Below are 24,184 nucleotides of genomic sequence, written 5' to 3'. Positions count from 1 at the left end.
AATCTCCATGATTGCAGCCTGTGGAGCAGGTATTGCTACCAAGGAACGAGGAAAATCGGCTAGGGGTGCAATTGTTGGGTGGCCTGTGCGAGCCAAGAATTTGCGGCAGACCGGGAAAAATTCCCGGCAATAACAATGAACCCGCAGAGGTAGCCGCAATGAAACACGCCGGTCTTCGCCAGCCCTTCCTCCTCACCGCACTCTGTGCCGCCATGCTGTTGCCGTCCGCCGCCGCGCTGGCGGTCACCGACGCCGAGATTCTCAAGGACGCCACCACTACCGACGAGATCGTCACCAACGGCCTGGGCTTGCAGGGCCAGCGCTACAGCCCGCTGAACATCCTCAACGATCAGAACGTCAAGGAACTGCGCCCGGTCTGGACCATGTCCTTCGGCGGCGAGAAGCAGCGCGGCCAACAGGCCCAGCCGCTGATCAAGGACGGCGTGATGTACGTCACCGCCTCCTACTCGCGGGTGTTCGCCGTCGACGCGCGTACCGGCAAGGAACTGTGGCAGTACGAGGCGCGTCTGCCGGACGACATCCGCCCCTGCTGCGACGTGATCAACCGTGGCGTTGCCCTGTACGACGATCTGGTGATCTTCGGCACCCTCGACGCCAAGCTGGTGGCGCTGAACAAGGACACCGGCAAGGTGGTGTGGCGCAAGAACGTCGCCGACCACAAGGCCGGCTACTCCATCACGGCGGCACCGCTGGTGGTGGGTGGCAAGCTGATCACCGGTGTATCCGGTGGCGAATTCGGCGTGGTCGGCAAGATCGAGGCTTACGACCCGAAGAATGGCGAGCTGCTGTGGAGTCGCCCGACCGTCGAAGGCCACATGGGCTACGTCTACAAGGACGGCAAGGCGGTCGAGAACGGCATCAGCGGTGGCGAGGCCGGCAAGACCTGGCCGGGCGATCTGTGGAAGACCGGCGGCGCCGCGCCCTGGCTGGGCGGCTACTACGATGCCGACACCAACCTGCTGTTCTTCGGTACCGGTAACCCGGCACCGTGGAACTCGCACCTGCGTCCCGGCGACAACCTCTATTCGTCCTCGCGCCTGGCGCTGAACCCGGACGACGGCAGCATCAAGTGGCACTTCCAGACCACGCCGCACGACGGTTGGGACTTCGACGGCGTCAACGAACTGATCTCCTTCGATTACCAGGAAGGCGGCAAGACCGTGAAGGCCGCAGCGACCGCCGACCGCAATGGCTTTTTCTACGTGCTCGACCGCACCAACGGCAAGTTCATCCGTGGCTTCCCCTTCGTCGACAAGATCACCTGGGCCAAGGGCCTGGACAAGAATGGCCGGCCGATCTACGACGACAGCAACCGTCCGGGCTCGCCGAGCGCGAAGGAGAAGGGCCAGAGCGTGTTCTCCGCACCGGCCTTCCTCGGCGCGAAGAACTGGATGCCCATGGCCTACAGCCAGGACACCGGCCTGTTCTACGTGCCGTCCAACGAGTGGGGCATGGATATCTGGAACGAGGATATCGCCTACAAGAAGGGCGCGGCCTACCTGGGCGCCGGCTTCACCATCAAACCGCTCAACGAGGACTACATCGGCGTGCTGCGTGCCATCGACCCGAAAACCGGTAAGGAAGTCTGGCGCCACAAGAACTATGCGCCGCTGTGGGGCGGGGTACTGACCACCAAGGGCAACCTGGTGTTCACCGGCAACCCGGAAGGCTACCTGCAGGCGTTCAACGCCAAGACCGGCGAGAAAGTCTGGGAATTCCAGACCGGCTCGGGCGTGATCGGCTCGCCCGTGACCTGGGAAATGGACGGCGAGCAGTACGTCTCGGTACTGTCCGGCTGGGGTGGTGCGGTGCCGCTGTGGGGCGGCGAGGTGGCCAAGCGCGTCAAGCACCTGAACCAGGGCGGCATGCTCTGGACCTTCAAGCTGCCGAAGGAGCTGGTGGCCAAGCGCTGATTGCTTGAGGTGTCAGACGATGGCCGGACTTTGTCCGGCCATCGTCGTTTCCGGCGCCTGCCTGCCCGCGCCGAGTCGCTGTGAAATACCACGGCGGATTTTCGCGTTCGGGAACGCAAGACCAGGCGAACGGGTCTAGCCTTTAGCTTCCACAGCCTCGTGTCTCGCTGCCAAAAGCCCGTGCCAGAGCGCTCTTGCCGCTCTACTACCAAATGACTAGGCGATCTGTGCCATGGGCGCATACCGAGGTTCACGGGGGCTTCCTAAGATCGAACCATGACTCGCTTCCCCGATTGGCAGCGGGCTCCGACAACAAGAGAGGTCATCATCATGATTTACGCGAAACCGGGTTCCGCAGGCGCCGTCGTCACCCTCAAGCCGCGCTACGGCAACTATATCGGCGGTGAATTCGTCGCCCCGCTCAGTGGTCAGTATTTCAGCAACACCAGCCCTGTCGACGGCTCGGTGATCGCCGAATTCCCCCGTTCCAATGCTGCCGATATCGACAAGGCGCTGGACGCCGCGCATGCCGCCGCCGATGCCTGGGGTCGCACCAGCGTGCAGGAGCGCTCGCACATTCTGCTGAAAATCGCTGATCGCATCGAAGCCAACCTCGAACTGCTGGCTGTGGCTGAAACCTGGGACAACGGCAAGGCCGTGCGTGAGACGCTGAATGCCGACGTACCGCTCGCGGCTGACCATTTTCGTTACTTCGCCGGCTGCATCCGCGCTCAGGAAGGCAGCACCGCCGAGATCAACGAAGGCACCGTGGCCTATCACTTCCACGAGCCGCTGGGCGTGGTCGGGCAGATCATCCCGTGGAACTTCCCGCTGCTGATGGCTGCCTGGAAACTGGCTCCGGCCCTGGCTGCCGGCAACGCCATCGTGCTCAAGCCGGCCGAGCAGACCCCGCTGTCGATCACCCTGTTCGTCGAGTTGATCGGCGACCTGCTGCCGCCGGGCGTGCTCAACATCGTCCAGGGCTTCGGTCGCGAAGCCGGTGAAGCGCTGGCCACCAGCAAGCGCATCGCCAAGATCGCCTTCACCGGCTCCACCCCGGTGGGCTCGCACATTCTCAAATGCGCCGCCGAGAACATCATCCCGTCCACCGTCGAACTGGGCGGCAAGAGCCCGAACATCTTCTTTGCCGACATCATGAACGCCGAGCCGGCCTTCATCGAGAAGGCTGCCGAGGGGCTGGTGCTGGGCTTCTTCAACCAGGGCGAGGTGTGCACCTGCCCGTCGCGCGCGCTGGTGCAGGAGTCGATCTACGACGCCTTCATGGTCGAGGTGATGAAGAAGGTCAAGCAGATCAAGCGCGGCAACCCGCTGGACACCGACACCATGGTCGGCGCCCAGGCCTCGCAGCAGCAGTTCGACAAGATCCTCAGCTACCTGGAGATCGCCCAGCAGGAAGGCGCCCAGGTGCTCACTGGCGGTGCGGCCGAGCGCCTGGACGGCGACCTGGCCAGCGGTTACTACATCCAGCCGACCCTGCTCAAGGGCACCAACCAGATGCGCGTGTTCCAGGAAGAGATCTTCGGGCCGGTGATCGGTGTGACCACCTTCAAGGACGAGGCCGAAGCCCTGGCGATTGCCAACGACACCGAGTTCGGCCTCGGTGCCGGCGTGTGGAGCCGCGACATGAACGTCGCCTACCGCATGGGCCGGGCGATCAAGGCCGGCCGCGTGTGGACCAACTGCTACCACCTGTACCCGGCGCATGCCGCCTTCGGTGGCTACAAGAAGTCCGGCGTCGGCCGTGAAACCCACAAGATGATGCTCGACCACTACCAGCAGACCAAGAACCTGCTGGTGAGCTACGACATCAACCCGCTGGGCTTCTTCTAAGACCCACCAGGCCGCATGCTCGCTCCGGTGTGCGGCCTTCTTGAGAGCGGAGGGTGCGCTGTGCGCACCGCTTGCTGGTGCCCGACCTCGTTGCGCGCAGCGCACCCTGGCGGATGGGCCGGCAGATGTTTATCGCGACGCGGCTTCGGCCGCGTTTTTTATTGGCGCCTGCAAAGAAAACGCGCTGATGCAGCACGCGTCTGACTGGTAGGAGCGGATTGATCCGCGATAGGGCCGGCCCCGCACCCCGTTTCGTAGCCCGAATGCAATCCGGGGATGACCTCGATACTTCCCGGATTTCATCCGGGCTACCCGCAGCTTGCATGCGCGTCTGGCAAAGCCCTGCCGCCTACCTACCAATGCCAGCCAAATCTCCTCCCAAAGTACCATTTGGCCTCTTGCCTGGCGGGGGCTTAATGGGGTTGCCGGAATGCCCCGGCTCAATAACAAGAGGACCGCATCATGTGGACTAAACCCGCCTACACCGATCTGCGTATTGGCTTCGAAGTGACGATGTATTTCGCCAACCGCTGATCGCTCCTGGCCCCGGCTCGTCCGGGGCATCCCCGCTGGTGACTTACATGCATATCCAGATTCTCGGTTCCGCCGCTGGCGGTGGCTTCCCCCAGTGGAACTGCAACTGCCGCAATTGCCGTGGCCTGCGCGCTGGCACGCTGCGGGCGCAACCGCGTACGCAGTCGTCCATCGCCATTTCCGATGACGCTCAGCAGTGGATCCTGTGCAATGCCTCGCCGGACATCCGGGCGCAGATCGAAGCCTTTCCGGCGCTGCAACCGGCGCGCAAGCTGCGTGACACGGCCATCGCCGGTATCGTCCTGCTCGACAGCCAGATCGACCACTGCACCGGCCTGCTGACCCTGCGCGAGGGCTGTCCGCATCAGGTCTGGTGTACCGAGATGGTGCATCAGGATCTGACCAGCGGCTTTGCGCTGTTCAACATGCTCAGCCACTGGAACGGTGGCCTGCAGCATCAGTTGATCGAGCTGGACGCCAAGCCCTTCAGCATTCCCGCGTGCCCGGCGCTGAGCATCACTGCCATCGCCCTGCGCAGCAGCGCCCCGCCGTATTCGCCGCATCGCGGCAATCCGCATCCGGGCGACAACATCGGCCTGTTTATCGAGGACCGGCGCAACGGCCGTAGCCTGTTCTACGCCCCCGGTCTCGGCCAGGTGGACGAGCACTTGCTGAGCTGGATGCGCCGCGCCGACTGCCTGCTGGTGGACGGCACCCTGTGGCGCGACGACGAGATGCGCGTGTGCGAGGTCGGCGACAAGCTCGGCAGCGAGATGGGCCATCTCTGCCAGAGCGGCCCGGGCGGCATGATCGAAGTGCTCGACGGCCTGCCGAGCGCACGCAAGATCCTCATTCATATCAACAACACCAACCCGATTCTCGACCTGGATTCGCCCGAGCGTGCCGAGCTGGATGCGCACGGCATCGAGGTCGCGTTCGATGGCATGAGCATCGTTTTGTAGGGTGTGCGGGGCCGCCCAGGCTGTGCGTACCAGCAATTCAGATGGCTAGCATTGGTGCGCACGGCGCACCCTACGGCAATGCGTACCGGAGCGTTCTGATGAGCCAACCTGCCATGACACCTGCCGAATTCGAGCAGGCGCTGCGCGCCAAGGGCGCGCTGTACCACATTCATCATCCGTTCCATCGTGCGATGTACGAAGGACGCGCCACCCGCGAGCAGATCCAGGGCTGGGTGGCCAACCGTTTCTACTACCAGGTCAACATCCCGCTGAAGGATGCGGCGATCCTCGCCAACTGCCCGGATCGCGAGACGCGGCGCGAGTGGATTCAGCGCATCCTCGATCACGATGGGGCGCCGGGCGAGGAGGGCGGCATCGAGGCCTGGCTGCGCCTGGCCGAGTCGGTCGGTCTCGACCGCGAGCAGGTGCTGTCGCAGGAGCTGGTATTGCCCGGCGTGCGTTTCGCCGTCGATGCCTACGTCAACTTCGCTCGCCGCGCCAGCTGGCAGGAGGCGGCCAGTAGTTCGCTGACCGAACTGTTCGCCCCACAGATTCATCAGTCGCGTCTGGATGCCTGGCCGCAGCACTACCCGTGGATCGACGCCACCGGCTACGACTACTTTCGCAAGCGCCTGAAAGAGGCGCGCCGTGATGTCGAGCATGGCCTGCGCATCACCCTCGAGCACTACCGCACCCGTGAAGCGCAGGAGCACATGCTGCAGATCCTGCAATTCAAGCTCGACGTGCTGTGGAGCATGCTCGACGCCATGAGCATGGCCTACGAGCTGGAGCGTCCGCCGTATCACACGGTGACCAACGAGCGCCTATGGCATCGGGGAATCGAGCTATGAACCTCGAAGTGTCGGTGCGCACGGCGCACCCAACGGCCGAGTCCTTTGTAGGGTGCGCCGCGCGCACCAGTGAGGAGTCTGAACAATGACTGCTGTCATCCTGCGCCCCAGCGTACCCGCCATTCGGCGCGGCTTCCGTCTGCAGTTCGAGCCGGCCCAGGGCTGCCACGTGCTGCTCTATCCGGAAGGCATGATCAAGCTCAACGACAGTGCCAGCGAGATTCTCCAGCAGGTCGACGGCAAGCGTTCGGTGGCCGAGATCATCGGCAACCTGCACCAGCGCTTCCCGGATGTGCCGGGCATCGACGAAGACATTCTTGCCTTCATGGAGGTGGCCCATGCTCAGTTCTGGATCGAGCTTCGCTAAGCCGGGCGTGCAGGTCGGCCCGCCGCTCTGGCTGCTGGCCGAGCTGACCTACCGCTGCCCCCTGCAGTGCCCGTATTGCTCCAACCCGCTGGATTTCGCCAAGCAGGGCACCGAGCTGAGTACCGCGGAGTGGATCGAGGTATTCCGCCAGGCCCGTGAGCTGGGCGCAGCGCAGTTGGGTTTTTCCGGCGGCGAGCCGCTGGTGCGCCAGGATCTGGCCGAGCTGATCGCGGCGGCGCGGGGGCTGGGCTACTACACCAACCTGATCACCTCCGGCATCGGCCTCACCGAGGCGCGTATCGCCGAGTTCGCCGACGCCGGGCTCGATCATATCCAGATCAGCTTCCAGGCTGCCGACGAAGAGGTGAACAACCTGCTGGCCGGCTCGAAGAAGGCCTTCGCGCAGAAGCTGGCGATGGCCCGTGCGGTCAAGGCGCACGGCTACCCGATGGTGCTCAACTTCGTCACCCACCGGCACAACATCGACAACATCGAGCGCATCATCGAGCTGTGCCTGGAGCTGGAGGCGGATTTCGTCGAGCTCGCCACCTGTCAGTTCTACGGCTGGGCCGAGCTCAACCGTGCAGGGCTCCTGCCGACCCGCGCCCAGCTGGAGCGCGCCGAGCGCATCACCCAGCAGTGGCGCGACAAGCTGGCAGCCGAGAATCACCCATGCAAGCTGATCTTCGTCACCCCGGATTACTACGAAGAGCGTCCCAAGGGCTGCATGAACGGCTGGGGTAACCTGTTCCTCGATATCACCCCGGACGGTACGGCACTGCCTTGCCACAGCGCGCGGCAGTTGCCGGTGCAGTTTCCCAACGTGCGCGAGCACAGCATCTCGCACATCTGGCGCGAGTCGTTTGGCTTCAACCGCTTCCGTGGTGACGACTGGATGCCCGAGCCGTGCCGCTCGTGCGACGAGAAGCACAAGGATTTCGGAGGCTGTCGCTGCCAGGCCTTCATGCTCACCGGCGATGCCAGCAACGCCGACCCGGTGTGCAGCAAGTCGGCGCACCATGGCGTGATTCTCGCCGCACGCCAGCAGGCCGACGAGGCGCCGCTGGGGCTGGAAGCGCTGCAGTACCGCAACGACAAGGCCTCGCGAATCATATGCAAAGCGTAGGGTGCGTCGTGCGCACCGGTTCTGACGCGATATGGAGTGCCGAACAGGCCGCAGCCGCCAGTGCTGACTTCGCCGAACTGCACGCTGCCCACGGCGGCGTGCTGTGGGTGGCGTTCGATCCTCAGCTGGCGCGTTGCGGGCTGTTCTTCTGCTGCGACGGCGTGGTGTGTGAACTGACGCCGCCAGGGTTTTCCGTGCGCAGCCGCGTCTACGAATACGGCGGTGGCGCCTGCTTTGCCACGGAGCAGGGCGTAGCCTTCGTCAACGAGCGTGATCAGCAGGTCTATCGCATCGATATTGGCCTGGACGGCGGTGCGCACGGCGCACCCTACCTGATAACTGATCAGCCTCACTGCCGTTATGGCGACCTGTCCTTCGTGCCCGCCTGGCAGGCGCTGTTGGCTGTAGAGGAAAGCCATGAAGGCGATGCAGTGGTGCATCGCCTGGTACGCATCGGCCTTGGTGGCAAGCGCGAAGTATTGGTCGAGGGCGCCGATTTCTACGCTGCGCCGGTGGCCGACCCTGGTGGCCAGCGTCTGGGCTGGATCGAGTGGGATCGACCACATCAGCCCTGGGTCGTCACGCGCCTGTGCCAGCGTGAGTCCGGCGAGCGCATTCGGGTGCTGTCAGGTGAGACGGAGGATCGATCCCTGCAGCAGCCGCGTTTCGATATGCAGGGCCGATTGTGGGTGTTGAGCGACCGTGCCGGTTGGTGGCAGCCCAAGTGTATCGATGCCGATATGAAGTGGGATGCTGCGCCCTGCGATCACGCCCCGGCGCCCTGGCAACTGGGCGGCCGAACCTATCTGCCGCTGGAAAACGATGAGCTGCTGCTGACCCGTTTCGAGGAGGGCGTTGGCGTTCTCGTAGGGTGCGCTGCGCGCACCGATTCTCTTGCCGCCGAGACCGCTGGTGCGCATGGCGCACCCTACGGTGGGCCAAGCACAGAGCGGCGACTGGCTGAAGGCTTTACCCGTTTCCGTAGCCTGGCCGCGGATGTCGAGCACTTCTACTGCATCGCTGGCGCGCCGGATCGTCTGCCGGCGGTGCTTGCCATTCGCCGCAGCGATGGAACCGTGCGGATACTCGCCGGTGGCGAGCAGCCCTTGCCTGAAGAACAGCTGTCACGGCCTCAGCCATTCAGCTGCGCGGTGGGTGAGGACGAACGCAGTCACGGCTTTTTCTACTCGCCCGTATCAACCTGCGAGCGCCCACCGCTGGTGATCTTCCTGCACGGTGGCCCGACCTCGGCCTGCTACCCGGTGTTCGATCCACGCATCGCCTTCTGGACGCTACGCGGCTACGCCGTGCTCGACCTCAACTACCGCGGCAGCAGCGGCTACGGTCGTGACTATCGCCTACGTCTGGCTGGCCAGTGGGGCGAGCTGGAGGTGCAGGACATTCGCGCCGCCATCGAGGCACTGGCCGAAGCGGGCCGTATCGATCCGCAGCGCGTATTCGTGCGCGGCGGCAGTGCGGGTGGTTTCAGTGCGCTGCGTGCACTGGTCGAGTTGCCGCTGCTACGCGGCGGCGCAAGCCTCTATGGAGTCAGCGACCCGCTGGCCCTGCGCAGGCTGACCCACAAGTTCGAGACGGATTATCTGGACTGGCTGATCGGCGATCCCGAGCAGGATGGCGAGCGCTACCGGGATCGCACCCCCCTGTTGCAGGCCGAACGGATCAAGGCACCGGTGATTTTCTTCCAGGGCGCGCTGGATGCCGTGGTGGTGCCGAGTCAGACCGAAAGCATGGTCGAGGCGCTGCGCCAACGCGGTTTACCGGTGCAATATCACCTGTTCGCCGAAGAACGCCATGGTTTCCGTCAGGCCACCAATCTGGCCGAGGCGCTGCGCGCCGAACATGCCTTCTATCAGCACCTGAGCTGATCGCAGCTCGCATTGCATAAACCGAGCAATGCAGTAGGCTGATCGCCACTCCATAACAAGAAGTTTCAGGCCGTTGCATGAGCCACGATTTGAGTCAGCTACGAAAATTCGTTTCCCCCGAGATCATCTTCGGCGCCGGTTCTCGGCATAACGTCGGCAACTATGCCAAGACCTTCGGTGCGCGCAAGGTACTGGTTGTTTCCGATCCCGGCGTGGTCGCGGCCGGTTGGGCCGGCGATATCGAAGCCAGTCTGCAGGCTCAGGGTATTGCCTACTGCCTGTACACCAAGGTCTCGCCCAACCCGCGCGTGGAAGAGGTGATGGAAGGCGCCGAGCTGTATCGCAGCGAGGGCTGCAACGTCATCGTCGCCGTCGGTGGCGGCAGCCCGATGGACTGCGCCAAGGGCATCGGCATCGTCGTCGCCCATGGCCGCAGCATTCTCGAATTCGAGGGCGTGGATACCATCCGCGTGCCGAGCCCGCCGCTGATCCTGATTCCGACCACCGCCGGCACTTCGGCCGACGTGTCCCAGTTCGTGATCATCTCCAACCAGCAGGAGCGGATGAAGTTCTCCATCGTCAGCAAGGCGGTGGTGCCGGACGTGTCCCTGATCGACCCGGAAACCACGCTGAGCATGGACCCGTTTCTCAGTGCCTGTACCGGCATCGACGCCCTGGTACACGCCATCGAGGCATTCGTCTCTACCGGTAATGGCCCGCTCACCGACCCGCACGCGCTGGAAGCAATGCGCCTGATCAACGGCAACCTGGTGCAGATGATCGCCAACCCGGCCGATATCGCTCTGCGCGAGAAGATCATGCTCGGCAGCATGCAGGCCGGCCTGGCCTTCTCCAACGCAATCCTTGGCGCGGTGCACGCCATGAGCCACAGCCTGGGCGGCTTCCTCGACCTGCCACACGGCCTGTGCAATGCGGTACTGGTCGAGCATGTGGTGGCCTTCAACTACAGCGCCGCGCCGGAGCGCTTCAAGGTAATTGCCGAGACCCTCGGTATCGATTGCCGTGGTCTGAACCACGCGCAGATTCGCCAGCGTCTGGTCGAGCACCTGATCGCCTTCAAGCACGCCATGGGGTTCCGCGAGACGCTCGGTCTGCACGGTGTCAGCACTTCGGATATTCCGTTTTTGTCCAGCCATGCCATGGACGATCCGTGCATCCTCACCAACCCGCGCGAGTCGACCCAGCGTGATGTCGAGGTGGTCTATGGCGAGGCGCTCTGACGATGCGCTGGCCGGGTTGTTGGGCCTTGGCAGCCAGTCGGCGCGCAAGAGCCACTACCCTGAGCTGCTGGCGCGCCTTGAAGAGCTGGAAACCGAGCGCAACCGCTACAAGTGGCTGTTCGAGCACGCCGTGCACGGCATCATCCAGGCGAGCCTGCAGGACGGCGTACTGGCGGCGAATCCGGCAATGGCGCGCATGCTTGGGTATGACGATCCGCAGGAGGTGCTGTGGTCGTTGGGCGATCTGGCCCGGCATCTGTTCGTTGGCGGTTTCGACGAGCTGGACGTGATTCGCCAGCGGCTGAGCCAGGGCCAGGCCCTGCTCGGCTACGAAACGCGTCTGCGTCGGCGCGACGGCAGTACCATCGACGTGCTGATGAATCTGCTGCTCAAGCCCGAAGGCGAGGGCGTCTTCGAGGGTTTCGTCGCCGATATCACTGAGCGCAAGCAGGCGCAGCAGCGTCTGCAACAACTCAACGACGAACTGGAGCGTCGCGTTGCGGCGCGCACCTATGAACTGCTCGAATCCAACCGCAACCTGCAGCGGCAGATCGAGGAGCGTGAGCGCATCGAGTTGGCCCTGCGCGAGGCACGCGACGCCGCCGAAGCCGCCAACCGCAGCAAGGACAAGTACCTGGCCGCCGCCAGTCATGACCTGCTACAGCCACTCAATGCCGCGCGCCTGCTGATCTCCACGCTGCGTGAGCGTGAGCTGCCGATTGCCGAGCGTAATCTGGTCGAGCGCAGCCATCTGGCGCTCGAGGGGGCTGAAGATCTGCTGGCCGACCTGCTGGATATCTCCAAACTGGATCAGGCAGCGATCAAGCCGGATGTCGATGTCTATCGCCTCGAAGAGCTGTTGGCGCCGTTGGCTTCGGAATTCGACAGCGTCGCCAGCGCCAATGGTTTGCGTCTGCGCGTACGTATCGCCGACTACGCGGTAAGCACCGACTTCCGGCTGATGACGCGCATCCTGCGCAACTTCCTCAGTAATGCCTGCCGCTACACCGAGCGCGGCGGCGTACTGCTCGGCGCGCGGCGTCGTGGTGATTTCGTCGAGCTGCAAGTGTGGGACAGCGGCCGGGGCATTGCGGCCGATCAGTTGGACAAGATCTTCCTCGAATTCAATCAGCTCGAAGTCGGGCGCGCCGCGCAGCGCAAGGGCGTTGGCCTGGGTCTGGCCATTGTCGAGCGCATCGCGCGCATGCTGGGTTATCCGGTACAGGTTCGCTCGCAGCCAGGGCTCGGTTCGGTGTTCAGCATTCGCGTGCCCCTGGCGCAGGCTAGGCCGCAGCGCCAGGTACCGTCGATCGTGCAGCCCGTGCTCGGCAATCCGTTGCCGGGCCGGCGTTTGCTGGTGATCGACAACGAGGTCGACATCCTCCACAGCATGGCCGCGCTGCTTGGGCAGTGGGGCTGCGAGGTGGTCACGGCAGTGGATCTGTCCGAGGCCTTGCAGCGATTGCAGGGACGGGCGCCGGAGGTGATCCTGGCCGATTTTCACCTCGATCACGGTGTGCTCGGCTGCCAGGTGATACAGCAATTGCGTGACGAATTTTCCAGGCCGATCCCGGCGCTGATCATCAGTGCCGATCGCAGCGATGACTGCCGTCGCGAGCTGCAGGCGCTGGGCGCGCCGCTGCTGAACAAGCCGGTCAAGCCAGGCAAGCTGCGTGCGGTGCTCAGCCAGCTTCTGATGGAAACGTGAACGCGCGCAGACTGGTGGAGTGAACCTGGGCGATTTGGATGCTGTCTATTGGCTACCTCGTCCCTCAGGAGATAACCACAATGACAATTTCCATGAACCCCGTCATGCGCCGTCTGGCAGCCATTACCGCGCTGTTTCACCTGCTGCTGGTGGTACAGATTCCTGCCGCGAATGCGGCGATGGTCGGCACCCACGAGGTGATCGCCGAGCAGCAGCACAAGGTGGATCAGGAGCAGTTGATGGCCATGCTCGATGACGAGCAGGTGAAGGAGAAACTGGTGTCGATGGGCGTCGACCGTGATCAGGTCGAATCGCGTATCGCCAGCCTGACCCCGGCCGAGCTGGCGCAGTTCAACCAGCAGCTGGATCAGGCGCCTGCCGGTGCGGGTGTGGTCGGTATCATCGTGTTGTTTCTGGTGATCTTCATCATCACTGATATGCTGTGCGCCACCAACATCTTCAGTTTCGTTAAATGCATAAATCGCTGATTCGCCTCTGCTGTATCGCATCGATCGTTTTACTCACAGCCTGCGCTCGCTCCCCGGTGTTATCACCGGTGGGCGAGCGTTTGCCTGAGCGGGTGGAGCTCACCGACGTTCCCTTCTTCCCCCAGGACGCCTACCAGTGCGGGCCGGCTGCCTTGGCCACCATGCTCAATCAGCGTGGTGTGCTGACCACGCCCGGCGCGCTCAAGGACAAGGTCTACATCCCCAGCCGTGAAGGCAGTCTGCAGGTCGAGATGGTCGCTGCCGCGCGCAATCACGAAATGCTGGTGTATCCGCTGCAGCCGCGCCTGGAGGCCGTGTTGGCCGAAGTGGCCGCTGGCAATCCCGTGCTGGTGCTGCAGAACCTGGCGTTCGACTTCTACCCGCAGTGGCATTTCGCAGTGGTGGTCGGTTACGACCGTCGTGAGCGCACGCTGATTCTGCGCTCTGCCACCACGCGCCGGCTCGAAGACAGCTTCGCCAGTTTCGACAGAACCTGGGAGCGCGGCGGGCGTTGGGCGGTTGTGACCTTGCCGCCTGAGCGTCTGCCGGCGCAAGCCGATATGCAGGTCTGGATGAAGGCTGCCAATGACCTCGAGCAAACCGGCAATGCCCAGACTGCGCGGCGTGCCTATCGCCGCGCCACCGAAGCCTGGCCGGAGCAGGCGCTGCCCTGGTTCGCCCTGAGCAACAGCCGCTATGCCGAGGGTGATCGCAAGGGCGCCGAGCAGGCATTGCGTGAGAGCCTGGAGCGCGAGCCGGATTTCGCTGCCGGTTGGTTCAACCTGTCGCAGGTGCTGGGCGAGCAGGGTTGTGCCTCTGAGGCGCAGAAGGCACAGGCCTGTGCGCAGCGGCTGGCACCGGATGATGCACGCTTCGCTGCACCGCCGAAGACCAGTGATTCCGGTGGACAGTGTCAGGCCTTGTCGGTCTGCCCATGATGCACATGAAAACGGCGCCCGAGGGCGCCGTTTTCATCGATGTGCAGGCTGCTGATCACACGCCGAGCTTGTCACGCAGCGTGTAGTACCAGGCGCCGATGGCGCTGAAGGGTACCTGGAACATCCGCCCACCCGGGAAGGGGTAGTGCGGCAACCCGGCGAAGGCATCGAAACGCTCGGCCTGGCCGCGCAGCGCCTCGGCCAGTACCTTGCCCGCCAGGTGCGTGTAGGTCACGCCATGGCCACTGCAGCCTTGCGAGTAATAGATGTTGTCGCCGATACGGCCGACCTGCGGCAGTCGCGACAACGTCAGCAGGAAGTTGCCGGTCCAGGCGAAGTCGATCTTCACGTCCTTCAGCTGCGGGAAGGTCTTGAGCATCTTCGGCCGGATGATCGCCTCGATGTTGGCCGGGTCGCGCGCACCATAGACCACGCCTCCGCCGTAGATCAGGCGCTTGTCGCCTGTCAGGCGGTAGTAGTCGAGCAGGTAGTTGCAGTCCTCCACGCAGTAGTCCTGCGGCAGCAGGCTGGCAGCGACTTCGTCGGACAATGGCTCGGTGGTGATCACCTGTGTGCCACACGGCATCGACTTGGACGCCAGCTCCGGCACCAGATTGCCCAGGTAGGCGTTACCGGCGACCACCACGAACTTGGCCTTGATGCGGCCTTCCGGGGTGTGCACCACAGGGTTGGCGCCGCGCTCGATACGGGTAGCAGGCGACTGTTCATAGATCACGCCGCCCAGCGATTCCACCGCAGCGGCTTCGCCCAGCGCCAGGTTCAGCGGATGGATGTGACCGCCGCTCATGTCCAGCATGCCGCCGATATAGTTCTCGGTGGCGACGACTTCGCGAATGCGCTTGGCGTCCATCAGCTCCAGCTGGGTGTGGCCGTAGCGCTCCCACAGCTTCTTCTGCGATTCCAGATGGCCCATCTGCTTGCTGGTCAGCGCGGCGAATACACCACCGTCCTTCAGGTCGCACTGGATGTCGTACTTGGCGATGCGCTCACGGATGATGCGGCCACCTTCGAACGCCATCTGCCCGAGCAGTTGCGCCTGCTTGGGGCCGACCGTGCGTTCGATGACGTCGATATCACGGCTGTAGCTGTTGACGATTTGTCCGCCATTACGACCCGATGCGCCGAAGCCGACCTTGGCTGCCTCGACAATGCTCACCTTGAAACCGTTTTCCAGCAGAAACAGTGCAGTGGACAGGCCGGTGTAACCCGCGCCGATGATGCACACATCGGTTTCCACCTCGCCTTGCAGAGCAGGGCGTTGCGGGACGGGGTTGGCTGAAGCGGCGTAATAGGATTGTGGATATGCCGTGTGCGCCATCTTGAACCTCTGTTCTTTATTTTTTACGAATGATCCGATGCTACCTGAGTTGAAAATAGCCGGCTAGTGCCCGTGCAAAATATTCAACGATCCGGTTTCGATAAAAAATTGGCCTATTTCAGTGAGTTAGCGAAAAAATCTATTGACGGCCAAAAAGATCTGCGTAGAATGCGCACCCATCGAAGGCACATAGCTCAGTTGGTTAGAGCACCACCTTGACATGGTGGGGGTCGTTGGTTCGAGTCCAATTGTGCCTACCAAATCGATAAAGAGGGGTCGCTAAGCGGCCCCTTTTTTATTGCTCGAATTTTTCGGGTGACGCCTCAGGTTTTTGCGTGTTTGTTTCGGGCGGCAGCTTGTCAGGGCTCAGGCTTTCTGAAAGCATCCGCACTCTTTACTTCCAGTGACTCTGGTTCGGACGGGTTGGCCTTCGGGCTCCTGCCATCGTTAGGTGGGTATACCGCTGAATCGCTTCCTGGCTCATCCCAACCCACGTGACCTTTGGTAGGGGTCACCACTAGGAGAGGAGGCGCCATGCCCATCATTACTCTTCCCGACGGCAGTCAGCGTTCGTTCGATCATCCGGTATCCGTGCTGGAGGTCGCTCAATCCATTGGTGCAGGCCTGGCCAAGGCCACTCTGGCTGGTAAGGTAAACGGCAAGCAGGTCGATGCCTGTGACGTGATCGATGCCGATGCCACTTTGCAGATCATCACGCCGAAAGACGAAGAGGGGCTGGAAATCATCCGCCACTCCTGTGCTCACCTGGTTGGGCATGCCGTCAAGCAGCTGTATCCGAATGCCAAGATGGTGATCGGCCCGGTCATTGACGAAGGCTTCTATTACGACATCGCCATCGATCGTCCCTTCACGCCGGAAGACATGGCGGCCATCGAGAAGCGCATGGCCGAGCTGATCGAGAAGGACTACGACGTCATCAAGAAGATGACGCCGCGTGCCGAGGTCATCGAGCTGTTCAAGTCGCGTGGCGAGGAATACAAGCTGCGTCTGATCGACGACATGCCGGATGAAACGGCCATGGGTCTGTACTTCCATGAAGAGTACGTCGACATGTGCCGTGGCCCGCACGTGCCGAACACGCGCTTCCTCAAGGCGTTCAAGCTGACCCGTATTTCCGGTGCCTACTGGCGCGGCGACTCGAAGAACGAGCAACTGCAGCGCGTTTACGGCACTGCCTGGGCGGACAAGAAGCAGCTTGCTGCCTATATCCAGCGCATCGAAGAGGCCGAGAAGCGCGATCACCGTCGCATCGGCAAGCAGCTGGATCTGTTCCACCTGCAGGAAGAGGCGCCGGGTATGGTGTTCTGGCATCCCAATGGCTGGACCGTGTATCAGGTGCTGGAGCAATACATGCGCCAGGTGCAGCGTGAGAACGGCTATGTCGAGGTGCGCACGCCGCAGGTGGTCGATCGCATCCTCTGGGAGCGTTCCGGGCACTGGTCCAACTACGCCGAGAACATGTTCACCACGGCTTCGGAAAACCGCGACTATGCGGTCAAGCCGATGAACTGCCCGTGCCACGTACAGATCTTCAACCAGGGTCTGAAGTCCTACCGCGATCTGCCGCTGCGCCTGGCTGAATTCGGTGCCTGTCACCGTAACGAGCCGTCCGGTGCGCTGCACGGCATCATGCGCGTGCGTGGCTTCGTGCAGGACGATGCGCACATCTTCTGCACCGAGGATCAGGTCAAGAAGGAAGCGGCCGACTTCATCAAGCTGACCTTGCAGGTCTATGCGGACTTCGGTTTCAGCGATATCGCCATGAAGCTTTCGACTCGTCCCGCCAAGCGCGTAGGTTCCGACGAGCTGTGGGATCGTGCTGAGGGCGCGCTGGCCGAAGCGCTTAACGAGTCCGGTCTGGCCTGGGAATACCAGCCGGGCGAGGGTGCTTTCTACGGTCCGAAGATCGAATTCACTCTGCGTGACTGCCTGGGGCGTAACTGGCAGTGCGGTACGCTGCAGTACGATCCGAACCTGCCTGAGCGTCTGGACGCCAGCTACATCGCCGAAGACAACAACCGCAAGCGCCCGGTCATGCTGCACCGCGCGATCCTTGGTTCATTCGAGCGTTTCATCGGTATGCTGATCGAACACTACGCCGGATCTTTCCCTGCCTGGCTTGCTCCGACCCAGGCGGTGATCATGAATATCACCGACAAACAGGCCGATTTTGCCCGTGAAGTCGAGAAAACTCTCAATCAAAGCGGTTTTCGTGCCAAGGTTGACTTGAGAAACGAAAAGATCGGCTTTAAAATCCGCGAGCATACCTTGCTCAAGGTTCCCTATCTCTTGGTTATTGGAGATCGGGAAGTCGAGACTCGATCCGTTGCTGTCCGTACCCGTGAAGGCGTCGATCTGGGCTCTCTGCCCATCGAGCAGTTCGCCGCACAGTTGCAGCAAGCGGTTTCCCGGCGTGGTCGCCAAGATTTGGAGTAATAACTATTAAGCGTGAAATGAGACAGGACAAGCGGGCCGCCCCCAAGGCGCCGATCAACGAAAACATCACCGCTCGTGAAGTGCGCCTGATTGGCGCAGACGGCGAGCAGGTTGGTATTGTTTCGATCGATGAGGCATTGCGCGTGGCTGAAGAAGCCAAGCTGGATCTGGTAGAGATCTCTGCTGACGCACTGCCGCCAGTTTGCCGCATCATGGACTACGGCAAGCACCTGTTCGAGAAGAAGAAGCAGGCTGCTATCGCCAAGAAGAACCAGCACCAGCAGCAGATTAAAGAAATCAAGTTTCGTCCAGGGACGGAAGATGGGGATTACCAGGTAAAACTACGCAACCTGGTACGTTTCCTTGAAGACGGGGACAAGGCCAAGGTATCTCTGAGATTCCGTGGTCGTGAGATGGCTCACCAGGAGCTGGGTATGGAGCTGTTGAAGCGGGTCGAAGCCGACCTCGCTGAAATCGGCACCGTAGAACAGCATCCTAAGCTGGAAGGACGCCAGCTGATGATGGTCATCGCACCCAAGAAGCGTAAATAATCTACCGGGCACTGGCAGGCCTGATGGTTATCAGTTGTTAATGAATGCGGAGTACAAAACATGCCAAAAATGAAAACCAAGAGCGGCGCTGCGAAGCGCTTCCTGAAGACTGCTACAGGCTTCAAGCACAAGCACGCTTTCAAGAGCCACATCCTGACCAAGATGTCCACGAAACGTAAGCGCCAGCTGCGTGGCAGCTCGCTGATCGGTCCGTCGGACAAAGCTAAAGTCGAGCGCATGCTGCGCGTTCGTTAATCGGTCAAGATACTTAGAGGTAATTACTCATGGCTCGTGTTAAGCGTGGCGTTATCGCTCGTGCTCGTCACAAAAAGATTCTGAAACTGGCTAAAGGCTATTACGGCGCTCGTTCGCGTGTGTTCCGTGTTGCCAAGCAGGCTGTCATCAAGGCTGGTCAATATGCCTACCGTGACCGTCGTCAGAAGAAACGTCAGTTCCGCGCACTGTGGATCGCTCGTATCAACGCTGGTGCTCGCGTCAACGGTCTGTCCTACAGCCGTCTGATCGCTGGCCTGAAGAAAGCGTCGATCGAAATCGACCGTAAGGTTCTGGCTGATCTGGCAGTGAACGAAAAAGCGGCGTTTGCTGCGATTGTCGAGAAGGCCAAGGCCGTTCTGGCTTAAGTCCCCCGACAATCACCGGGCTCGCCCGGTGGCAACGTCAAAGATAGGGGAAGAGCCTTAACAGCTCTTCCCCTATTTCGTATCTGGAGTCTGTAAATGGAAAATCTGGATGCATTGGTCTCGCAAGCGCTCGAGGCCGTGCAACGAAGTGAAGATGTCAATGCCCTGGAACAGCTCCGGGTTCAGTACCTTGGCAAGAAAGGCGAACTGACCGCCCTGATGCAGACTCTGGGCAAGCTGTCGGCCGAAGAGCGTCCGCAGGCTGGCGCCCTGATCAACACTGCCAAGAATCAGGTGCAAGACGCCCTGAATGCCCGCAAATCCGTGCTTGAGCAGGCCATGCTCGCCGAGAAGCTGGCGTCCGAGCGTATCGACGTGACCCTGCCTGGCCGTGGTCAGGCCTCTGGCGGTCTGCACCCTGTCACCCGCACGCTAGAGCGTGTCGAGCAGTTCTTCACCCATATCGGCTACAACGTGGCCGAGGGTCCGGAAGTCGAAGACGACTACCACAACTTCGAGGCGCTCAACATCCCCGGCCACCACCCGGCGCGGGCGATGCATGACACCTTTTATTTCAATGCGAACATGCTGCTGCGCACCCACACCTCGCCGGTTCAGGTGCGCACCATGGAATCGCAGCAGCCGCCGATTCGCATCGTCTGCCCCGGCCGCGTCTATCGCTGCGACTCCGATATCACCCACTCGCCGATGTTCCATCAGGTCGAAGGCCTGCTGGTCGACGAGGACATCAGCTTCGCCGACCTCAAGGGCACCATCGAGGAGTTCCTCCGGGTGTTCTTCGAGAAGCCGCTGGGCGTGCGTTTCCGTCCGTCCTTCTTCCCCTTCACCGAGCCGTCGGCCGAAGTCGACATGCAATGCGTGATGTGCTCCGGCAAGGGCTGCCGCGTGTGCAAGCAGACCGGCTGGCTGGAAGTGATGGGCTGCGGCATGGTGCACCCGAACGTGTTGCGCATGAGCGGCATCGACCCGGAAAAATACTCCGGTTTCGCCTTCGGTATGGGGGTCGAACGTCTGGCCATGCTGCGTTATGGCGTCAACGACTTGCGCCTGTTCTTCGATAACGACCTGCGGTTCCTGGCGCAATTTCGCTAGCAGCCGCCCCTCGTGATCGAATTCATTTAGCGTGACAGTCGCGTAGCGACGCTTCCCTCAAGTCCTTCTCCCACGGGAGAAGGTGGCGCAAAGCGCCGGATGAGGGGGGGGATGCCGCGCAGGCTTGCATGATGTGGGTGCCTACGCGGCATGCCCGTCAAGGAGAACGGACAACATGAAATTCAGTGAACAGTGGCTGCGCAGTTGGGTGAATCCCGACGTATCCCGCGAGGATCTGGTTGCGCGCCTGTCCATGGTCGGCCTCGAAGTCGACGCGGTACAGCCGGTGGCCGGCGCCTTCAGTGGCATCGTGGTCGGTGAGATCCTCAGTGCCGAACAGCACCCGGACGCCGACAAGCTGCGCGTATGCCAGGTGAGCAATGGCGCCGAGACCTTCCAGGTCGTTTGCGGTGCGCCCAATGCCCGTGCCGGCATCAAGATTCCGTTCGCCATGATCGGCGCCGAACTGCCGGGCGACTTCAAGATCAAGAAGGCCAAGCTGCGCGGCGTGGAATCTCAGGGCATGCTGTGCTCGGCTTCCGAGTTGCAGATCAGCGAAGACAACAGCGGCCTCATGGAGCTGGCGGCCGATGCGCCGGTTGGCAGCGATATTCGCACCTACCTGCAATTGGACGATGCCAGCATCGAGATCGGCCTGACCCCCAACCGTGGCGACTGCCTGTCGCTCGCTGGCCTGGCCCGCGAAGTGGGGGCCATGTACAGCGCCGCCGTATCGCCAGTGGCTATCGAGGCCGTTGCGCCCGCGCATGACGAAGTGCGTCCGGTCGAAGTGCTGGCACCCAAGGCCTGCCCGCGTTACCTCGGTCGCGTTATCCGTAACGTTGATCTGTCCCGTCCGACCCCGCTGTGGATGGTCGAGCGGCTGCGTCGTTCCGATATTCGCAGTATCGACGCGGCGGTGGACATCACCAACTACGTGATGCTTGAGCTGGGCCAGCCGATGCACGCCTTCGACCTCGCCGAAATCAATGGCGGCATTCGCGTGCGCATGGCGGAAGAGGGCGAAAAGCTGGTGCTGCTCGACGGTCAGGAAGTCAGCCTGCGTGCCGACACGCTGGTCATCGCTGATCATGGTCGCGCGCTGGCCATCGCCGGTGTGATGGGCGGTGAGCACAGCGGCGTGAGCGACAAGACTCGCGACCTGTTCCTGGAAAGCGCCTTCTTCGACAACATCGCCGTTGCCGGCAAGGCCCGCTCCTATGGCCTGCACACCGACGCGTCGCACCGCTTCGAGCGTGGTGTGGATTCGCAACTGGCGCGCAAAGCGATGGAGCGCGCGACTGCGTTGCTGCTGGAAATCGTCGGCGGCGAAGTCGGTCCGATCATCGAAGTCAGCAGTGAAAGCGATCTGCCGAACGTGGCACCTATCACTCTGCGTGCCGAGCGCATCAGCCAGATGCTGGGCATGGACATGGATGGCGCCGAGGTCGAGCGTCTGCTCACTGCGCTGGGTCTGGGTGTCAGTGCTCAGGGTGTCGGCCAGTGGCTGGTCGGCGTGCCGAGTCATCGCTTCGATATCAGCCTGGAAGTGGATCTGATCGAAGAGCTGGGTCGCCTGTATGGCTACAACCGTCTGCCAGTGCGTTACCCGCAAGCTCGCCTGGCGCCGCAGACCAAGGGCGAGGCGCGTGCCGAACTGCCGGCGCTGCGCCGTCTGCTGGTCGCCCGTGGTTATCAGGAAGCGATCACCTACAGCTTCATCGATCCCAAGCTGTTCGAGCTGTTCACCCCTGGCGTAGAACCGCTGCAGTTGGCCAACCCGATCTCTGCCGATATGGCCGCCATGCGTTCCTCGCTATGGCCAGGGCTGGTCAAGGCGCTGCAGCACAACCTCAATCGCCAACAGTCGCGCGTGCGCCTGTTCGAGAGCGGCTTGCGTTTTGTCGGTCAGCTGGAAGGTCTGCAGCAGGAAGCCATGCTCGCTGGCGTGATCACCGGCAGCCGCCTGCCCGAAGGCTGGGCCAACAGTCGCGATAGCGTCGACTTCTATGATCTGAAGGCAGATGTCGAGGCGCTGCTGGGTTATGCCGGTGCGGCCGATGCCTTCAGCTTCGTGCCTGGCGAGCATCCTGCTCTGCATCCGGGCCAGACTGCCCGCATCGAGCGGGAAGGGCGCCTGGTCGGTTTCATCGGTGCCTTGCATCCAGAGCTTGCCAATACCTTGGGCCTGGATCAGCCCGTGTTCCTCTTCGAGCTGGTGCTGGCCGAAGTGGCTGCTGGCCGCATGCCTGTATTCAGCGAGTTGTCGCGCTTCCCAGAAGTGCGTCGTGACCTGGCGTTGCTGGTTGACCGCGAGCAGCCGGCCGAGGCTGTGCTGGGCGCAATCCGTGAAACGGCGGGAGAATGGCTGACGGACCTCAAGCTATTTGACGTCTATCACGGTAAAGGCATTGATCCGCTTAGAAAAAGCCTTGCCGTCGGCTTGACCTGGCAACATCCATCGCGCACTCTTAATGACGATGAGGTGAGTACTACTACGCAAAATATCCTCACCTGCCTCGAACAAAGGTTCAACGCCACGTTAAGGAAGTAGCGTATGGGGGCTCTGACGAAAGCTGAAATGGCGGAACGTCTGTATGAAGAGCTCGGCCTGAACAAACGGGAAGCCAAGGAACTGGTGGAGCTGTTTTTTGAAGAGATCCGCCAGGCTCTTGAGCTGAACGAACAGGTCAAGCTGTCCGGGTTCGGCAACTTCGACTTGCGCGACAAGCGCCAGCGACCCGGCCGTAACCCGAAAACAGGGGAAGAGATTCCAATCACGGCTCGCCGTGTGGTCACTTTTCGTCCAGGGCAAAAATTGAAAGCCAGGGTCGAGGCCTATGCTGGAACCAAGTCATAACGACGAACTACCGGCAATTCCCGGCAAACGCTACTTCACCATTGGTGAGGTCAGTGAACTCTGCGCGGTCAAGCCCCACGTTCTACGTTACTGGGAACAGGAATTCCCGCAGTTGAATCCGGTAAAGCGGCGGGGTAACCGTCGCTATTACCAGCGTCAGGATGTGCTGATGATTCGGCAGATTCGTGCGCTGCTATACGATCAAGGCTTCACCATCGGTGGCGCACGCCAGCGCCTTTCTGGTGACGAAGCCAAAGACGACACCACCCAGTATCGTCAACTGATCAAGCAGATGATCGCCGAGCTCGAGGACGTTTTGCACGTGCTGAAGAAGTAGGGCCAAGAAAAAGTTGCCTTATTTCAAAAGCTTAATGTATAGTTCCTCCCGCTTTCGGTCACCCGAAAGCATCGTCGGGGCGTAGCGCAGCCCGGTAGCGCACTTGCATGGGGTGCAAGGGGTCGAGTGTTCGAATCACTCCGTCCCGACCAAAAAACCCTAAAAAATCCAGTCACTTAGCGGTGACTGGATTTTTTTATTTCTGGCTCCTGCAAAATTCCAGCAAAACCTGTAGTGGTCAACTAATCCCGGACACTGCGTTAAGTTTTTCTTCCGCCACGGCAGGCGGGAGCCCGCCATTGAATTGATGTGGCCGTTGCCAGTTGTACCGTTGCATTAGAAATTGGCCGATATCCTGCTGTGCGAGCGCAGTGCTCATGTAACCCACACTCGGCAGCTATTCCGTTTTCAAGCTGCGAAATAACCATTCCATTGGCGCATTGTCGTGGCAGTTTCCGCGTCGACTCATGCTCTGTTTGAACCGGTAACGCCACAGTCGCTGGCGGAAGCTTCTGCTACCGTTCTGGCTACCCTGATCACTGTGGAACAGCACATTCTGAGGGCGACCACGCTGTTCGTAGGTCACGTCCAACGCCTTGATCACCAGCTCGGTATCAGGCTTTGATGAAAAATGCCCAACCCACTACGCGGCGAGCAAACAGATCGATCATCGCCGCCACATAGTGCCAACGACCTTGAACCCAGGCATACGTGATGTCGCCGTACCAGACCTCATTCGGCGCCGACACGGTGAACGCCCGATCCAGCGCGTTCGGGATATCTGGTCTCTCCACCGTTGCCTTTTTGTAGGCATGCGAGCCGGGCTGCTCACTGATCAATTTCATCTCGCTCATCAGCTTGCGTACCTTGAATCGTCCAATTTCGATCCCGTCTTCGCGCATCATGAACATGATGCTTCGGCTACCCGCAGCGCTGCGGCTTTGGGTAAATAGCTCGTTCACTCGACTGCGCAAAAGTAGCCGCTTAACGTCCGGAGATC

21 protein-coding genes, 2 tRNA genes and 1 pseudogene are annotated in these 24,184 nt (G+C 61.6%); 22 read left to right on the top strand and 2 right to left on the bottom strand.

Annotation, left to right across the window (positions count from 1 at the left end):
- Positions 1-158 precede the first annotated feature (158 nt).
- From INS93_RS10140 to INS93_RS10085, 12 genes are all read left to right on the top strand, one after another.
- Positions 159-1,934, top strand: coding sequence for a methanol/ethanol family PQQ-dependent dehydrogenase (locus INS93_RS10140; RefSeq protein WP_192981488.1), 1,776 nt, complete (start codon positions 159-161; stop codon positions 1,932-1,934).
- 330 nt (positions 1,935-2,264) lie between these two features.
- The gene (locus INS93_RS10135) at positions 2,265-3,785 is read left to right on the top strand and encodes an aldehyde dehydrogenase family protein (protein ID WP_192981485.1); all 1,521 of its coding nucleotides are present in this window, start codon (positions 2,265-2,267) and stop codon (positions 3,783-3,785) included.
- A 462-nt stretch (positions 3,786-4,247) separates the two neighbouring features.
- Positions 4,248-4,319 (top strand): pyrroloquinoline quinone precursor peptide PqqA, encoded by a 72-nt coding sequence (gene pqqA / locus INS93_RS10130; protein WP_003243383.1) that lies wholly within the window; start codon positions 4,248-4,250, stop codon positions 4,317-4,319.
- A 47-nt stretch (positions 4,320-4,366) separates the two neighbouring features.
- Complete coding sequence (gene pqqB / locus INS93_RS10125; protein ID WP_160017761.1) at positions 4,367-5,281, top strand: pyrroloquinoline quinone biosynthesis protein PqqB; 915 nt, start codon at positions 4,367-4,369, stop codon at positions 5,279-5,281.
- 98 nt (positions 5,282-5,379) lie between these two features.
- Positions 5,380-6,132 (top strand): pyrroloquinoline-quinone synthase PqqC, encoded by a 753-nt coding sequence (pqqC, locus tag INS93_RS10120; RefSeq protein WP_192981482.1) that lies wholly within the window; start codon positions 5,380-5,382, stop codon positions 6,130-6,132.
- Positions 6,133-6,217: 85 nt separating this feature from the next.
- On the top strand, positions 6,218-6,499 hold the full coding sequence (pqqD, locus tag INS93_RS10115; RefSeq protein WP_179527492.1) for a pyrroloquinoline quinone biosynthesis peptide chaperone PqqD: 282 nt from the start codon (positions 6,218-6,220) through the stop codon (positions 6,497-6,499).
- Positions 6,471-7,625 carry a pyrroloquinoline quinone biosynthesis protein PqqE gene (gene pqqE / locus INS93_RS10110; RefSeq protein ID WP_192981479.1) on the top strand — a complete coding sequence of 385 codons (1,155 nt, stop codon included), beginning with the start codon at positions 6,471-6,473 and terminating at the stop codon, positions 7,623-7,625. The genes pqqD and pqqE overlap by 29 nt, the downstream gene beginning before the upstream one ends.
- Positions 7,613-9,511, top strand: a complete 1,899-nt coding sequence (locus INS93_RS10105; protein WP_192981476.1) for an alpha/beta hydrolase family protein — start codon at positions 7,613-7,615, stop codon at positions 9,509-9,511. The genes pqqE and INS93_RS10105 overlap by 13 nt, the downstream gene beginning before the upstream one ends.
- A 77-nt stretch (positions 9,512-9,588) precedes the next feature.
- Entirely contained in the window at positions 9,589-10,752 is a 1,164-nt protein-coding gene (gene ercA / locus INS93_RS10100) for an alcohol dehydrogenase-like regulatory protein ErcA (protein WP_192981473.1), read from the top strand.
- Positions 10,736-12,460 (top strand): NahK/ErcS family hybrid sensor histidine kinase/response regulator, encoded by a 1,725-nt coding sequence (locus INS93_RS10095; protein WP_192981470.1) that lies wholly within the window; start codon positions 10,736-10,738, stop codon positions 12,458-12,460. The genes ercA and INS93_RS10095 overlap by 17 nt, the downstream gene beginning before the upstream one ends.
- 80 nt (positions 12,461-12,540) lie before the next feature.
- Positions 12,541-12,948: a PA2779 family protein gene (locus INS93_RS10090; protein ID WP_036998373.1), complete on the top strand. Its 408-nt coding sequence runs from the start codon at positions 12,541-12,543 to the stop codon at positions 12,946-12,948.
- Positions 12,933-13,886, top strand: coding sequence for a PA2778 family cysteine peptidase (locus INS93_RS10085; protein ID WP_226945457.1), 954 nt, complete (start codon positions 12,933-12,935; stop codon positions 13,884-13,886). The genes INS93_RS10090 and INS93_RS10085 overlap by 16 nt, the downstream gene beginning before the upstream one ends.
- A gap of 55 nt (positions 13,887-13,941) precedes the next feature.
- Here INS93_RS10085 and INS93_RS10080 read toward each other — a convergent pair whose 3' ends face one another.
- Positions 13,942-15,225 carry an NAD(P)/FAD-dependent oxidoreductase gene (locus INS93_RS10080; RefSeq protein ID WP_160017768.1) on the bottom strand — a complete coding sequence of 428 codons (1,284 nt, stop codon included), beginning with the start codon at positions 15,223-15,225 and terminating at the stop codon, positions 13,942-13,944.
- A gap of 183 nt (positions 15,226-15,408) precedes the next feature.
- On the opposite strand from INS93_RS10080, the gene INS93_RS10075 reads away from it, so the two are divergent.
- The 10 genes from INS93_RS10075 to INS93_RS10030 all read left to right on the top strand — a co-directional run bounded on the left by INS93_RS10075 (position 15,409) and on the right by INS93_RS10030 (position 23,336).
- Positions 15,409-15,485 (top strand) — tRNA-Val (locus INS93_RS10075).
- Positions 15,486-15,759: 274 nt separating this feature from the next.
- On the top strand, positions 15,760-17,682 hold the full coding sequence (gene thrS / locus INS93_RS10070) for a threonine--tRNA ligase (RefSeq protein WP_074680599.1): 1,923 nt from the start codon (positions 15,760-15,762) through the stop codon (positions 17,680-17,682).
- Positions 17,682-18,233 (top strand): translation initiation factor IF-3, encoded by a 552-nt coding sequence (gene infC / locus INS93_RS10065; protein WP_169886860.1) that lies wholly within the window; start codon positions 17,682-17,684, stop codon positions 18,231-18,233. The genes thrS and infC overlap by 1 nt, the downstream gene beginning before the upstream one ends.
- Positions 18,234-18,293: 60 nt before the next feature.
- A complete protein-coding gene (gene rpmI, locus INS93_RS10060; protein WP_003461222.1) occupies positions 18,294-18,488 on the top strand; it encodes a 50S ribosomal protein L35 in 195 nt (64 codons plus the stop codon).
- A gap of 29 nt (positions 18,489-18,517) precedes the next feature.
- Positions 18,518-18,874 carry a 50S ribosomal protein L20 gene (rplT, locus tag INS93_RS10055; protein ID WP_003461224.1) on the top strand — a complete coding sequence of 119 codons (357 nt, stop codon included), beginning with the start codon at positions 18,518-18,520 and terminating at the stop codon, positions 18,872-18,874.
- Between the two features lie 96 nt (positions 18,875-18,970).
- Positions 18,971-19,987, top strand: coding sequence for a phenylalanine--tRNA ligase subunit alpha (pheS, locus tag INS93_RS10050; RefSeq protein ID WP_143511364.1), 1,017 nt, complete (start codon positions 18,971-18,973; stop codon positions 19,985-19,987).
- 175 nt (positions 19,988-20,162) lie between these two features.
- A complete protein-coding gene (gene pheT, locus INS93_RS10045; protein ID WP_192981464.1) occupies positions 20,163-22,541 on the top strand; it encodes a phenylalanine--tRNA ligase subunit beta in 2,379 nt (792 codons plus the stop codon).
- Between the two features lie 3 nt (positions 22,542-22,544).
- On the top strand, positions 22,545-22,847 hold the full coding sequence (ihfA, locus tag INS93_RS10040) for an integration host factor subunit alpha (protein WP_003243414.1): 303 nt from the start codon (positions 22,545-22,547) through the stop codon (positions 22,845-22,847).
- Positions 22,828-23,184 (top strand): MerR family transcriptional regulator, encoded by a 357-nt coding sequence (locus INS93_RS10035; protein WP_013716019.1) that lies wholly within the window; start codon positions 22,828-22,830, stop codon positions 23,182-23,184. Before ihfA ends, INS93_RS10035 begins: the two co-directional genes overlap by 20 nt.
- 75 nt (positions 23,185-23,259) lie before the next feature.
- Positions 23,260-23,336: transfer RNA gene (locus tag INS93_RS10030), tRNA-Pro, on the top strand.
- 86 nt (positions 23,337-23,422) lie between these two features.
- Here the strand turns inward: INS93_RS10030 and INS93_RS10025 are convergent.
- Positions 23,423-24,184, bottom strand: a pseudogene (locus tag INS93_RS10025) (IS3 family transposase); the annotation flags it as partial.

It is taken from the genome of Pseudomonas sp. EggHat1 (assembly GCF_014892995.1).
Taxonomy (GTDB): domain Bacteria; phylum Pseudomonadota; class Gammaproteobacteria; order Pseudomonadales; family Pseudomonadaceae; genus Aquipseudomonas; species Aquipseudomonas chaetocerotis.
The sequence above is the reverse complement of the archived record's forward strand: the minus strand, read 5'-3'. Positions and strand labels throughout refer to the sequence as shown.